This is a genomic window from Solibacillus sp. FSL W8-0474 (assembly GCF_038004065.1).
GTDB lineage: Bacteria > Bacillota > Bacilli > Bacillales_A > Planococcaceae > Solibacillus > Solibacillus faecavium.
Genome location: NZ_JBBOQJ010000001.1, coordinates 1,537,837 through 1,550,927, shown reverse-complemented (window position 1 = coordinate 1,550,927; position 13,091 = coordinate 1,537,837). Strand labels below are relative to the sequence as shown.

Here is a 13,091-nt window from a genome sequence, read left to right as displayed (position 1 = left end):
AAAATGGGTATTGGATTTATTATTTCTCTTATCGTGGCTGCTATTTGGATCGTTATTATTCTTGGTATCATGATTCCTTACCACAAAAAATATGTCATTAAAGAAAACGGCAAAATTAACTATAAAAAAACAAAAATTTATTTACGCTGGAATGTATTTGATACGCTTACCCTTATACTGGCGATATACACTATCTTTTGTGTTCAAGCATTAAATATGCTGCTTACTTTCGGTGGTGAAACTGTTGAAAACCCATACGTTCAATTTTTTACAAATCAGGCGCAAGCGTGGGTCATTGTAACGGTTTCCTATTTAGTAACAAGAATTTCTTCTACTTTAAAAAGTATTAAAGCTCAATTTGGTGAAGTCCATGACATTGACGAATGAAGAATTGATGCAGCAGGTTCAAACGGGTAATATAGAGGCATTAGGTGTGTTATACGAACGACTTCATGAGCCTCTATATTGCTTTTTATTCCGCTATACGAAAGAAGAACAAATTAGTATCGATACGGTTCATGATGCATTTGAAATTTTGCAAAAGAAGCACCAGCAGTATAATTCATCGTTAGGCACTGTGAAATCGTTTTTATTTCAGATCGCCTATCGTCATTTAATTAATAAACTAAATAGAAGAAAACGGTTGCAAAAACTGTTACCCTTTTTAGTTCCTCTTCCTAAAAAAGCACTGCATACGGATGATAAACTTATGATTCAGCAAGCAATTGCAAAACTCCCGGACAAACAACGTGCAGTGATTTTACTTGCCTATTATGAAGATTTGCCATTAGAAGAAATTTCCCTTATTTTAAGTATTCCAACAGGTACAGTTAAATCCCGTTTACACAAAGCTATTCAAGTCTTGAAAATTGAGTTAAAGGAGGCGTTCCAACATGAAAGAGGACTTTAAAAACGAAGAAAAACTCACAAACTTGTTGGACACTTACAAAGTAGATGTACCAACCAAAAAGCTTTCTGTTAAACAATCACCTTTCAATCGTTTTATCCGTTATTTAGGTTCCCCTGCTAAGGATCCTTTAGAAAAGTTGTCGGACAGTAACAATGGGTACCTATTTTTAAAGCTATTTCCCATAGCATGTGGAATATTCCTGGCGATCGTTCAAATATTATTTCTTTACTAAGCAACAATATTTTCAATTTCCCGTTAAATTGAAAATATTGTTTTTTTAATTCTATTATATTTGTCAATGCATGCCTTCTTTTTATTAGACCATACTATCTATGAGCAAAGTCAAAATAATTTATGAATCGAGGGGAATTATGTATTACTACAAAGAAGAGTTAATCAATATTATTAAGCCCGATAAACCAGACCCGGAAGCTGCCCGCGTATTACAAGAGATTTTAGGCGGACATTACGGCGAAATGCGTACGATGATGCAATTTTTCTTCCAAAGCTCCAATTTCAGAGGAAAAGAAACACAGTTCCGGGATTTACTTCGCGGTATTTTTTTAGAAGAAATCGCCCATGTGGAACTTGTTCAAAATACAATTAATCAATTATTGAATGGTTCAGGAGAGTCGAGTGCCCCAGGTAATAGTGGTATGGATCAATCGCCATTAGATGATGCAGTTCGCCACGCAAATCCCCATCACTACATTATCGGTGCACAGGCATCATTACCAGTAGATGCTGCCGGTAATCCATGGAACGGCTCATGGGTATACTCGCACGGTAACCTCGCAGCAGATTTACTGAATAACCTTGTATTGGAATCAACAGGTGTTCTGCAGAAAACACGTATTTACGAAATGAGCTCAAACCAGACGTTCCGTGAGACTCTGGCATTTTTAATCGTGCGTGATAATGCACATCAAAATGCTTTTGCAAAAGCTCTCGAAACTTTAGGCGTGGATTGGGGAAAACTATTCCCGATACCAAATTATGACATCAATAAGTATCCGGAGTGCCGTAAATTTGTTGATATGGGCTATCATAATACCCAATTCAACTTTAGGCTGGACCCGACACGAATCGGCGAAATCCTCCAAGGAACTTCTCCGAGCCGAAATGGTGGAACATATCAAGTAACACCACCACCAGAAGGATTCCCAGTACCGCAAATGCCCGATATGCCAAATGAACATAGCCCTGGTTTATATGATTTGAATAATTAATAATTTGCAATAAACAGCGTGTCCGAAAAATATCGGACACGCCTTTTTCATTCATTTTCTTTATTGACATACTTCCCTTTATTCGGTATTGCCATTTCTTCAAAATTATCTGCAAGCCTTTTTAAGTTTTGCGTTAATTCTTCACCGCTCATCGGTAAGCCGTGACCTGTTATGGCAATGGCAGGTTTTAAAGCTGCTAATTTTTTGACGGAATCAAATGCAAGAGCCCAGTCTGTCGTAAAATACTTTGGCGGACCATTCATTTCCTTTTCCTGTGTAAATACTTTATAGAGCGATTCTTGCTTCACCGTCACAAAGGCATCACCTACGATTAATGCACCATCACGTTCCCTAAATAACGATACATGTCCCGGAGAATGACCCGGTGTATGAATCCATTGAAACTCTTCCATATATGGAACCGTTCCATTAAGTGGCAGCTCCTCGATATAACCTGTTAGATTAACCGCCTCATTTGGAAACATTGGCGACATTTTCGCTACTAGCCCACTATCTGAACTCGGATCTGCTTCAGGGTAATCGATTTCCCCTGTTAAATAAGGTAATTCTAAAGAATGGGCATAAACCGGTACTTTCCAATGTCTAACTAATTCGATGACTGCACCTACATGATCGAAATGGCCGTGTGTCAGAATGATCGCTTTCGGTCTTGCATTTTCCCCAAACTTTTTTTCAGCAGCTATGATGATGGCATCTGCACTGCTCGGCATGCCCGCATCAATTAACACGAAATCATCGCTATTTGGGTAGCTATAAAAGACGATATTTACGATCTGCACTGTGTGTACAAACAAGTCAGGTAATACCTCTATGCTTATACCACTCTGTTTCGAAGTCGCAGGAATGAATTTATAATCATCACCATAGCTCATATCTTTGTCCATCAATATCCCCTCCAAAATTCTTTATTCTAATATACCTGTTTTAACAATTTCTACACTTAATTTGACGGATATATCCATAGTTGAAAAATGTTCATTCCAGTCTTTCTTAAAGTATTTAGGATGAAAAGCACGTACACTACGCCCAAGCCCTAACGCATCACTCTTTGCTTCTTGTAATTTTTTTATCACTTCATTCATATCCTGTTCAATTTTTTCAGTAAGGAATTGTTGGAGGTCCTTCCTTTGAATGTCCTCACTCAAATGATCTTGGGGATATTCCGAGACCATCAATTCCAGTTTTTTTTCTATTACAATTTTATTTTCAGAAATATCGAGATTCCTTTTAGTTTTATTAATTCGCACTGTTACTGGACTATCCTTATATAAATAACTAATACGTGTCGCAAAACCAAGGGAATTATTTAATATATTCAACATAACCCCTTCATTTGTGTTTAAAGTGCTTCCGGTAAATGCACGACCGGAAAACAGGGCTAAACCATCGGAAACTGGGCGACCATCCTCCCCCATTTTTAAATAGGGCAAGGCTAAATCCTGCGCATTTTCAAATAGTATTGCACATGCTGTTTGCAATGTATAAGGTATTACTAACGAATTTTCTTCCAAACTTGTAATAAATCGCTCATAATACTCGCCTGCAGTTGTTTGCTTTTGTTCACTCAGTTCAAAAAATGGTTTTAAATCGCCTTGAATTATAGCTAATTTTGAAGTTATCGGACTATTAGGATCGCGGAAATAACCATCCAAATATTCATATATATCATCTTTTGCAGAGTCTTCCGAAATAAGTACAGTTGATAAAACTGATAAGTCTAATGTTTGTTCTACTTTTAGCTCTGCATCCTGCCGAACATCCCGTGGTGAAATCCCAATACCTGTAATAATAATCGTTTGCATTTCCTCTGTAGTTGCTTCAGGATACGCATATAATGCAGTTAAGTCACCAATAGTGCCTTCAAACCCAGTTAGTGATACAACAGATGAATTTTTATATAGCCTCTCATCCCAACATCCCGTTAGTAATAATAGTGCTATTGGCGAAATTATGAGGATGATTTCTCTAATTCGGATACAGTTCGCCCCCTTATTTTATTAATAAAAATAATAAGTACCGGTAAAATAAATGTAAAAATAATATTCAGATAAACTAAATAATTTTTCAAAAAATCCAATACTGAAAATTTTATAAGAAAGTTAGCTGTTATGCCGATGATTGCAAAAAAGATGAGTTGCTGCAATCTGGGTAAACGGCGCTTTTTTTCAAAATAGACTAATCGCATAACGAGTGCGTAATTGACAATGGCAACTAACGACCAAGAAAGCCATATATATACAAAAAATATATCTAATCTCTTTGCAAATGTTACTTCTACTGAATGCAGAATATATAAAATAGGTTCAGGAATCAGTTTTATCTCTTCTAATGAAAAGTACATCAATGAAAATGAAATAGATAACAGATAAAAGCTAGTTAGCAACGAAAAATAAAGAAAAAGAGATTTTTTTGGTATTTTATCATTACTCACTAAATATTTACGAAGGACTACAAATACTTCTGCACCACCAAATGCATATGTCGCATAAATAAACCCCATCCACCAAGTATCTTGTCGGTCATAAAAAAATGGCAATAAATTCGTAGCATGTAAATTTGGAATAGTCAAAAACATAAATACTAAAAACAAAAAGAGCATTGGTATTAACACGACACCAATATTAACTGCGGTCTCTGGTCTACTAATACTTGCATAAAAACAAACAGATAAAAAAATTGCAATAAGTACTATAGTAGGTGTATTTGGAAATATCCATGAAGTTAGTACATATGTGATATAAATAACGAACACAGTAACATAAAACGACCAGTAAATTAGATAGAGCGTTTTTGTAAAACTATTTAGCACGAAGTATTTATGTGTTCTTTCAAAAAATAATAATTGCAAAAAAAAGATAACCGAAATAATGATAAATTGTATTGTTGCATCACGGTTTCCGTGTTCGATTATTATATTTTGAAAGGAAGTATATACAAACCCCGTTTGCATTACGAACATTAATAAAAATAATTGTATTTTCGTCAATTGGATGCTCATGTATTATCATCCTTTTTAGGAGAAAAGCTTGTTGCCTGTTTTTTTGCTTTATAATTAGGTGCTCTAAGAAAAATCTTTTTTAATTCTTTTGGCTCGAATGGAATAATCGGTGAAAAATAAGGTCGTTTTAATGAACTCAAATTCAATAAATGAATAACCAATAAAAAAGTACCAATTACAATACCGAAAAATCCGAACAGTGAAGCCAAAAACATGAAAGGAAAACGAAGCATTCGAATCGATGTGTTAAGTTCGACAGAAGGTACTACAAAGCTTGAAATTGCTGTAAATGCAACGACAATAACCATCAAATTTGATACAAGTCCCGCACTTACAATCGCGTCGCCAATAACAAGTCCCCCGACAATACCGATTGTCTGACCAATAGATTTCGGGAGTCGAACACTCGCCTCACGTATAAGTTCAATCGTTATTTCCATGATCATTGCCTCGATCAGTGGCCTGTATGGAATTTGGTTGATATCTGACTTTACTTTGTTACCAAGTTCGAGTGGTAGTACCTCAAAGTGAAAGCTTACAATGGCAATATAAAATGCTGGCAAAAATATGGCGGATACAAAGCTGAAAATTCGCATTAACCGATAAAATGTACCGACTAATACGCGTGCGTTAAAATCATCCGGTGTTTGGTAAAAGGAAAAAAATGTTACAGGCCCAATAAGTGCTGTAGGAGACAAATCAGTCATAATCGCAATTTTGCCTTCTAAAATATTCGCTACAACACGGTCTGGTCGTTCTGTATTTAAAAGTTGAGGAAATGGAGACCACACTTGATCGTCTAGTTGGTCACTAAGCTGTCCAATGCTATAAAACATATCCAGTTCAATTTCACTTAATCGTTTTTCAACTGTTTTAAGTGCTTCTGTATCAACTACACCCTCTACATAAAAGTAGTAAGCAGTTGTTTTTGTCTCCTTACCAAGTAAAACCTCTTTTACAACGAGTTTATTATTTTTTATACGTTTTCTTATAAGTGACACATTCGTATCAAAATTCTCTACAAACCCTTCATGAGAGCCACGTATTATTTGTTCTGTTTCAGGCTCTTCAGGTGTTTTATGGGCAAAATCTGCATTGTTTATTCTAATCATCTGGTTGGATTGAATAAGAATGATTATTGTCTCGCCGTTGCATACATAGTCAACTAGTTTTTGCTGATTATACTTTTCTGTAGTAATGGTAATTGAATCATCTTTAACAAGCTGTTTTGGAATTGCGTTATTTCCACTTTTTTCTAATTCATTCGAATTTATTTTGCCATTATTTTGAACACTGTCTAGATTTTCTTGTGCTAGCTGACTCAATTGTCTAAGGTTCATTAAATTTTGTTCGACGTCTGCCTTATTTACAAGGGAGGAATAATAACACAAAATTGCTTCTTCAACTTGACCAATCCTTATTTCTTTAACTACAAAATCTGCTGAATGGAGGAATTCCTTATTTAGTCGTTTTATCTCTTGCTTCATTTCCAATGTTTGTAGCAAAACGACTCCCCCTTTTTTGACAAAGTATGGGACATTTTTAAAAGAGTTATTCATTTTTGTTAAAGTTGGGAAAGATAGATAAACTAGTGATGGTTTATCACTAAATATTTCATAATTGCTGTAGTTAAAGATGTTTATTTTTTAATAACAAGGTTATACATTTATTAGGTCTAGAAAAGGGGGTTCAATAAATGAAAAATAGAGGCATTGTTTTTTGGAGCTCAATAACGCTTACACTAATAGCCGTATTAGTAGGAGTTTTAGCCCCAAATATATTGGAAAAAATAACGAGCAACATTCAAAATTTACTAACGGACACTTTTGGCTGGTACTATTTATTAGTTGTAGCAATTATTATTGCATTTTGTATATTTTTAATATTAAGTCCTGTGGGTGCAATCCGGCTTGGTAAATCAACGGATAGACCCGATTATAGTAATGTCTCCTGGTTTGCCATGCTCTTTAGCGCAGGTATGGGTATTGGTTTAGTATTCTGGGGTGCCGCTGAACCGTTATCGCATTTTGCGATTAATTCACCAATAGCTCCCGAAGGCTCTCAACAAGCATTGAAAGATTCCTTCCGTTTCACTTTTTTCCATTGGGGTATTTCAGCATGGGCAATTTATGGGGTTGTAGCTTTAGCATTGGCCTATTCAAACTTCCGAAAAGGGGCGCCTGGCCTTATAAGCTCTACTTTATTCCCTATATTCGGTGAAAAAACAAAGGGTCCAATAGGTCATATAATTGATATTATTGCTGTATTTGCTACGGTAATTGGTGTTGCGACAACACTCGGTTTAGGTGCCCAGCAAATTAATGGCGGACTTTCTTTTTTATTTGATATTCCAATTAGCTTTACAGTCCAATTAATTATTATTGTTATCGTAACGATTTTATTTATCGTTTCAGCATCTACCGGGCTCGATAAAGGGATTCAACTGTTAAGTAACTGGAACATCTATTTAGCAGCTGCCTTGTTATTATTAACATTATTTATTGGTCCAACAGTAAAAATAATGAATGATTTCACGTCAGGACTAGGCAGCTATTTACAGAATTTTGTGCATATGAGCCTACGTACTGAACCCGGAAATGCAGATAGTCGTGCTTGGATTGATGGATGGACTATTTTCTATTGGGCATGGTGGATGTCCTGGTCACCATTCGTCGGGATATTTATTGCACGTATTTCGAGAGGGCGAACAATTCGGGAGTTTTTAATGGGCGTAATTTTAGCACCAACGCTTGTCAGTCTTTTCTGGTTCGCTACTTTTGGGACAACCGCTATTGAAACATATATTTCTAAAGATCAAAGCATTATCGATTTACCGACAGAGCAGCTATTATTCGGAGTTTTCGACCATATGCCGCTTGGATTTATATTATCGATTATCGCATTAATATTAGTTGCCTTTTTCTTTATTACTTCAGCGGATTCCGCCACATTCGTCCTCGGTATGCAAACAACATTCGGTTCGATGAATCCAACATTCCGAATCAAATTAATCTGGGGTATTTTACAAGCTGCCATCGCTGCTAGTTTACTGTTTTCTGGAGGTTTAGCCGCGCTTCAAAATGCGGCCATTATTGTAGCCTTTCCATTCTCATTTATCATTTTACTTATGATGCTTTCTTTATATAAATCGTTAATGGAAGAACGGCAAAAATTAGGTCTTTACATTCGACCTAAAAAACAACCGCCCTCAAATCAAAAGAAATAAGGTGTGCAAAATAAAAAGCGATGAAAATTTTAACTTTCTAAAATTTTCACCGCTTTATTTTTATATTATTTCTATACCTTAAGCTCAACACCTGAAGTTCTACTAGGTTTTGCTGATTTGTACCATTGCCAGCAGAATATTATAATGAGTACTACTTCAATCCAATCCCCTGCATAATACATAACCATACTTCCCATTTCTGCTTCTTGCTGAGAAACTCCTGCCGGCGGGTTTGCATACATATATTTTGACAAAATATCATGCCCGGCTATTGCAGCAATTAATACGATTGCCCGTAATAGGTAGGAATGCTGATGATAGACGGGATCAAAATAAATAATTGAAATTGTAAATACATAGCCAGCTATAAAGAAATGCAAATGAACAAATAAGGCAAAAAATGCATTTTCATGCATAAGCATATATAAGTCTGTTGTATATAAAAGCCATAGACCACCTACATTTAATATTGCGGCAGTTATAGGATGAGATACAAATTGGATGAACCGGCTTTTTAAAAATGCCGTTATCTTACGCCCTAATGACGTACTCACCGCTCTAAGCAATAAAGTCATCGGTTTGGCAATCGCCATAAAAATCGGTGCCACCATGCCTATTAGTAAATGACTCACCATATGTGCCGTAAAATTAGTATGTGCACTGTTTGCCAACGGACCGACAACTGAAACGAGTGCAATCACCATCGCCAACACCCAAAAAGCGGTACGAGAAATTGGCCATTGTTTATAGCGCTTATTCGTTATGATGGCAGCGATAATATATGCCGCGCCCAATAATACAAAAAATAAGCCCAGCAAATATTGAAGGTTCATTCCCGGTAATGATTGACTATGTGCAGCATGCCCATGACTATGAAGCAAATATAAACTATTCATTTGCAGTCTTCTCTTTTAAAGTACTGTTTTTTGATGAGCGGAATAATAGAAAAAGACCGATTAGTAAAATGATTAGCGCACTGACATTCCACACAATATCGTAGACGATAACATTGTCGACATATCGGATTTGGTGAATTCTCATCCATTTATGCTGAATAATGCCGTCATACAATTGGAATACTCCAATCCCTAAGAATACACCACCTGACCAGCGTTGAAAGATCAAGCCGTTTCTTCGACGTAAATCTGCAAATAGGAATAACCCCGCAATCGTTGCAAACCAACTGAAAGCATGGAAAATGCCATCGGAAATTAAGCCAATATCTGTAGTTGATTTATCATAGAAATGATGCCATCTTAATAACTGGTGAAATACTGTTTCATCAACAAATGCAATGAGACCGACGCCAAATAAAATACCTGACCACATATTCCGGCGAGAAATTCCCTTCCCGTTGTTATTTTTCATATCATTTCAGAGCCCCTTTCCTTGTAATTCGTTACATGTAATCTCTCCAAATTCATAACAACATATTCGATAGTAGAAATTCCCCTCTTGCTCGATGGACTAAACCTCAATAAACTAAATTAAGCAGGTGTATCCTTTAAAAGGGCTACACCTGCTTTCTATTCAATACAAAAAGATTTTATTATTCTGCTTTTAATCCTAATTTCTCAAATTCCTTTATGAGATCATTAACATAAATCGTCATTTCTTCTTCTGAAGGAATTGTCTCTAGCAACTGTTTTGTCGTATAAACAGTCCCACCTTTAACTAGACATTCCATTTTCATTGTATTTTCTATTTGTCGTAAAGGGTCTTCATTCAATACTAAAATATCCGCAATATAATCTTCCTTTATTTCACCTAAATTGTTTATTTTTAAAGCCTTCGCTGCATTCATTGTTGCTTGTTGAAGGGCCTCCAACGGTGTAAATCCTGCGTCAACAAATAGTTGCAGTTCACGGTGCAATGCTAAACCGGGGTATGTAAATATCCCAGCCGGTGTATCTGTTCCAGTCACTACAGTGCCGCCCATTTTATAGTAAATATAGGCAATTTTTTGGATCATTTTTGTTTGAATTCCAAAGCTAAATTGACCCGATTTTGCTTGTGCGCCATGCTCCCAATACTTGAACAAATAGTCGCTTTCTTTAATATGCTGTACTACTTCATGGTTAGTTGTCCAATAGTCTTCTGCCAACCTCATTTGATCATATAAAACGATTGTCGGACAAAGCTTTACATTCTTCTCCAGCAATTGCTTACAGACGCTCACGATTTTTTCTTCATCCGGATTGTCCCAAGGGATTGTATCCCATACTTCTTTAGGAGAATCCAAATACCAGTGAGGGTACATTGCCTGAATAATTCCCGAACTATGCTCTAGCCAGTCAATCCCCATGTTTGCAGCATCTATTGCATTTACCTTTTTGGAATTCAAAATATCACTGCTTACTTCCAGTGCATGTTTCTTCGCCTCTTGAACGACAACCTCCATGAACTCAGGATCAAGCCATCCGTATACTTTAATAAAATGTGCACCAAGCTGAACTTGTCGATCAACCTCTTGTTTAGCAAGTAAAACGTTATCCACATTAATATTGTACGCCGTATCATCTCCCCATAATCCAGGCGGGCCATCAATCATGCGATCAGCTGATATAACACGAGGCTCATAGTCTTTTCCATCCGCATCAATAAACGGCTTTAATTCGATTATGCTCCCTGCTGTATTTCGAACAGTTGTAATTCCTGCCGCCGTAAAATAATTAGCGAAGTGCTTTTTTATATGTACATGCATATCAATTAAACCTGGAATCAACCATTTCCCAGTACAATCAACGATTTCTGCACCTTCTATATGTAGATTTGAACCAATTCTTTTAATGATATTTTGTTCAATGTAAATATCCTGTCTTTCATAATTGCCGATTTCAATATTTAGTAAGTAGCCATTTTTTAATAGTAACACTGTCATCATCCTCCTTGTACTTTCAATCTTAGATTATTTCCAATATTTTGTAAATGATAGAGATTCATATAGAAAGAGTAAAAAACTAATTGCCTTCAAAAAATATATTTTTCAGTGCGCCCTAAAATAAGGGAACATTTTACCGTTATTTAAATGGTGTAGCTCATTTTTATAATAAATAAGGGAACGTTTTACCGTTATTTTAAATAAAATCTTGAAATTTCATGTTTTTTAGGGCAATAACGGAAATTTATTCCCTTATTTTCACGATTTTTTATGATATTTTAAAAATAACGGAAATTAATTCCTCTATTTATCTCAATTCAATCTCCCTCCTCCACTTTTGCGCTAGGTAATTGTTTGGCGGACTTACACCCCCCAAAAAAACTGTTAAACTAATTAAAGGAAAAGAAATAAAAGCAGATACGATTTTTAAAGGAGCGATATGATGCTAATAAGACAGGCAGTTGAAAGTGATGCACCGAAACTTATTCCAGTTATGAAGGATGCTGAAGAATCTGGTTTTATGTTATATGGACCCGGTGAAAGACAAATGAAGGAAGAGCCTTTAATTAAGTTTATAAACACACTGAATAATGCACCAAAATCGGGCTTCTTTGTCGCAGAAGACAACGAAGAGATTTTAGGATATCTTCTTCTCAAAGCAGAAAACTTATCAAGAACTTCCCACCGCGCCATGATTGCGATTGGTGTACATAGTAATAGCCGCGGAAAAGGTGTTGGCTCAAAACTGTTCGAACATATTATAAACTGGGGAAAACAGATGCAGCTCCACCGATTAGAATTAACCGTCATCGAAACAAATGAACACGCAATTAAACTCTATAAAAATATGGGCTTTGAAATAGAAGGTATAAAAAGAGATTCGCTATTAATAGACGAACAATATGTAAACGAATTATATATGGCTAAAATCCTTTAACATCGATTTTTGTTTTATAAAAAAGAGGTCGGGACATAAGTAGAAAACCTTTTAAATGAACGGGATTTATATAATAAAAATAAACTTTATTAAAATTGGTTGGAGTGAAGGGTCGACTCCAGTGGGAACAGCACGACGCCTGAGACTACAGGCTCAGGCCGTGCCCGCGGAAAGCGTACCCGTAACGGAAACCAATTTTCTAAGTATCCAAAAAAATACAATTATTCTCTCTGGAGAATAATTGTATTTTTATTTTGTCTCAGCCTCTTAGTTGCCTCAAAATACTTATTGAAGGTTATTATCGGATTGTTTTAAGCGCTGTAGCCCAAGGAATGACTTGGTCTAACATTTGGTTTACGGAATTTTCTTGAACATCTTTCGGTTTGAAAGTCGTACCATTTTCAAAATCCGTAAATAATGATAGTGCCGGGTGTACGCGTACATCCGCTACTGATAGTTCACCTAAAATACCACGTAAATGTTCGGCAGCACGTGCACCACCAACAGAACCGTAAGACACAATACCCGCTGATTTGTTGTTCCATTCAACACGAACATAGTCTAATGCATTTTTAAGTGCGCCTGTAATCGAGTGGTTATACTCCTGAACGATAAATACAAATCCATCCTGCTTCCCGATGGCTTCAGCCCAGGCACCTGCACCTGATGCATCTTTGCCCGGTTCACCTAATAATGGTAAATTATAGTCCGCAATATCAATAATTGTATAGTTTGCGTCACCACGTTTATCCCCAAGCTCTTTTACCCATGCACCTACTTGAGGGCTGACACGACCTTCACGAGTTGAACCTAAAATAATACCAATATTTAATTTTTCCACTTTACTTCTCCTCCACTCAGTTGTCTAGCTACCAATAAATTTCGTTAT

The 13,091-nt window shown here is 36.2% G+C and carries 14 protein-coding genes; 6 read left to right on the top strand and 8 right to left on the bottom strand.

The window, feature by feature from the left end:
* The first annotated feature begins 3 nt into the window (after positions 1 to 3).
* The 4 genes from NYE67_RS07580 (at position 4) to NYE67_RS07565 (ending at position 2,139) form a co-directional block, all read left to right on the top strand.
* A complete protein-coding gene (locus NYE67_RS07580) occupies positions 4 to 387 on the top strand; it encodes a group-specific protein (RefSeq protein ID WP_340729621.1) in 384 nt (127 codons plus the stop codon).
* Positions 371 to 910, top strand: coding sequence for an RNA polymerase sigma factor (locus NYE67_RS07575; RefSeq protein WP_340729620.1), 540 nt, complete (start codon positions 371 to 373; stop codon positions 908 to 910). The genes NYE67_RS07580 and NYE67_RS07575 overlap by 17 nt, the downstream gene beginning before the upstream one ends.
* Complete coding sequence (locus tag NYE67_RS07570) at positions 894 to 1,142, top strand: hypothetical protein (RefSeq protein WP_339215967.1); 249 nt, start codon at positions 894 to 896, stop codon at positions 1,140 to 1,142. Before NYE67_RS07575 ends, NYE67_RS07570 begins: the two co-directional genes overlap by 17 nt.
* 139 nt (positions 1,143 to 1,281) lie before the next feature.
* Positions 1,282 to 2,139: a manganese catalase family protein gene (locus tag NYE67_RS07565; RefSeq protein ID WP_340730891.1), complete on the top strand. Its 858-nt coding sequence runs from the start codon at positions 1,282 to 1,284 to the stop codon at positions 2,137 to 2,139.
* Positions 2,140 to 2,186: 47 nt separating this feature from the next.
* On the opposite strand, the gene NYE67_RS07560 is transcribed toward NYE67_RS07565, so the two are convergent.
* The 4 genes from NYE67_RS07560 to NYE67_RS07545 are packed head-to-tail and all read right to left on the bottom strand — an operon-like array spanning position 2,187 to position 6,663.
* Complete coding sequence (locus NYE67_RS07560; protein ID WP_340729619.1) at positions 2,187 to 3,044, bottom strand: MBL fold metallo-hydrolase; 858 nt, start codon at positions 3,042 to 3,044, stop codon at positions 2,187 to 2,189.
* 21 nt (positions 3,045 to 3,065) lie between these two features.
* Positions 3,066 to 4,100 carry a Ger(x)C family spore germination protein gene (locus NYE67_RS07555; RefSeq protein WP_340730890.1) on the bottom strand — a complete coding sequence of 345 codons (1,035 nt, stop codon included), beginning with the start codon at positions 4,098 to 4,100 and terminating at the stop codon, positions 3,066 to 3,068.
* Between the two features lie 8 nt (positions 4,101 to 4,108).
* Positions 4,109 to 5,158 (bottom strand): GerAB/ArcD/ProY family transporter, encoded by a 1,050-nt coding sequence (locus tag NYE67_RS07550; RefSeq protein ID WP_340729618.1) that lies wholly within the window; start codon positions 5,156 to 5,158, stop codon positions 4,109 to 4,111.
* The gene (locus NYE67_RS07545; protein ID WP_340729617.1) at positions 5,155 to 6,663 is read right to left on the bottom strand and encodes a spore germination protein; all 1,509 of its coding nucleotides are present in this window, start codon (positions 6,661 to 6,663) and stop codon (positions 5,155 to 5,157) included. The genes NYE67_RS07550 and NYE67_RS07545 overlap by 4 nt, the downstream gene beginning before the upstream one ends.
* 191 nt (positions 6,664 to 6,854) lie before the next feature.
* On the opposite strand from NYE67_RS07545, the gene NYE67_RS07540 reads away from it, so the two are divergent.
* Complete coding sequence (locus NYE67_RS07540; protein ID WP_340729616.1) at positions 6,855 to 8,384, top strand: glycine betaine uptake BCCT transporter; 1,530 nt, start codon at positions 6,855 to 6,857, stop codon at positions 8,382 to 8,384.
* Positions 8,385 to 8,455: 71 nt separating this feature from the next.
* Here the strand turns inward: NYE67_RS07540 and NYE67_RS07535 are convergent, their stop codons facing one another.
* The 3 genes from NYE67_RS07535 to NYE67_RS07525 all read right to left on the bottom strand — a co-directional run bounded on the left by NYE67_RS07535 (position 8,456) and on the right by NYE67_RS07525 (position 11,259).
* Complete coding sequence (locus tag NYE67_RS07535; protein ID WP_340729615.1) at positions 8,456 to 9,280, bottom strand: cytochrome c oxidase assembly protein; 825 nt, start codon at positions 9,278 to 9,280, stop codon at positions 8,456 to 8,458.
* Positions 9,273 to 9,752 carry a DUF2243 domain-containing protein gene (locus NYE67_RS07530; protein WP_340729614.1) on the bottom strand — a complete coding sequence of 160 codons (480 nt, stop codon included), beginning with the start codon at positions 9,750 to 9,752 and terminating at the stop codon, positions 9,273 to 9,275. Before NYE67_RS07530 ends, NYE67_RS07535 begins: the two co-directional genes overlap by 8 nt.
* A gap of 181 nt (positions 9,753 to 9,933) precedes the next feature.
* The gene (locus tag NYE67_RS07525; RefSeq protein ID WP_340729613.1) at positions 9,934 to 11,259 is read right to left on the bottom strand and encodes an amidohydrolase family protein; all 1,326 of its coding nucleotides are present in this window, start codon (positions 11,257 to 11,259) and stop codon (positions 9,934 to 9,936) included.
* Between the two features lie 448 nt (positions 11,260 to 11,707).
* On the opposite strand from NYE67_RS07525, the gene NYE67_RS07520 reads away from it, so the two are divergent.
* Positions 11,708 to 12,202, top strand: coding sequence for a GNAT family N-acetyltransferase (locus NYE67_RS07520; RefSeq protein WP_340729612.1), 495 nt, complete (start codon positions 11,708 to 11,710; stop codon positions 12,200 to 12,202).
* A gap of 298 nt (positions 12,203 to 12,500) precedes the next feature.
* Here the strand turns inward: NYE67_RS07520 and NYE67_RS07515 are convergent, their stop codons facing one another.
* Positions 12,501 to 13,043 carry an NADPH-dependent FMN reductase gene (locus NYE67_RS07515; protein ID WP_340729611.1) on the bottom strand — a complete coding sequence of 181 codons (543 nt, stop codon included), beginning with the start codon at positions 13,041 to 13,043 and terminating at the stop codon, positions 12,501 to 12,503.
* Between the last annotated feature and the right edge of the window lie 48 nt (positions 13,044 to 13,091).

Coding starts and splice junctions, on each gene's coding strand:
- NYE67_RS07535 (WP_340729615.1), bottom strand. CDS start 9,280: ATGAATAGTTTATATTTGCTTCATAGTCATGGGCATGCTGCACATAGT.
- NYE67_RS07520 (WP_340729612.1), top strand. CDS start 11,708: ATGCTAATAAGACAGGCAGTTGAAAGTGATGCACCGAAACTTATTCCA.
- NYE67_RS07570 (WP_339215967.1), top strand. CDS start 894: ATGAAAGAGGACTTTAAAAACGAAGAAAAACTCACAAACTTGTTGGAC.
- NYE67_RS07565 (WP_340730891.1), top strand. CDS start 1,282: ATGTATTACTACAAAGAAGAGTTAATCAATATTATTAAGCCCGATAAA.
- NYE67_RS07540 (WP_340729616.1), top strand. CDS start 6,855: ATGAAAAATAGAGGCATTGTTTTTTGGAGCTCAATAACGCTTACACTA.
- NYE67_RS07550 (WP_340729618.1), bottom strand. CDS start 5,158: ATGAGCATCCAATTGACGAAAATACAATTATTTTTATTAATGTTCGTA.
- NYE67_RS07560 (WP_340729619.1), bottom strand. CDS start 3,044: ATGGACAAAGATATGAGCTATGGTGATGATTATAAATTCATTCCTGCG.
- NYE67_RS07530 (WP_340729614.1), bottom strand. CDS start 9,752: ATGAAAAATAACAACGGGAAGGGAATTTCTCGCCGGAATATGTGGTCA.
- NYE67_RS07575 (WP_340729620.1), top strand. CDS start 371: ATGACATTGACGAATGAAGAATTGATGCAGCAGGTTCAAACGGGTAAT.
- NYE67_RS07580 (WP_340729621.1), top strand. CDS start 4: ATGGGTATTGGATTTATTATTTCTCTTATCGTGGCTGCTATTTGGATC.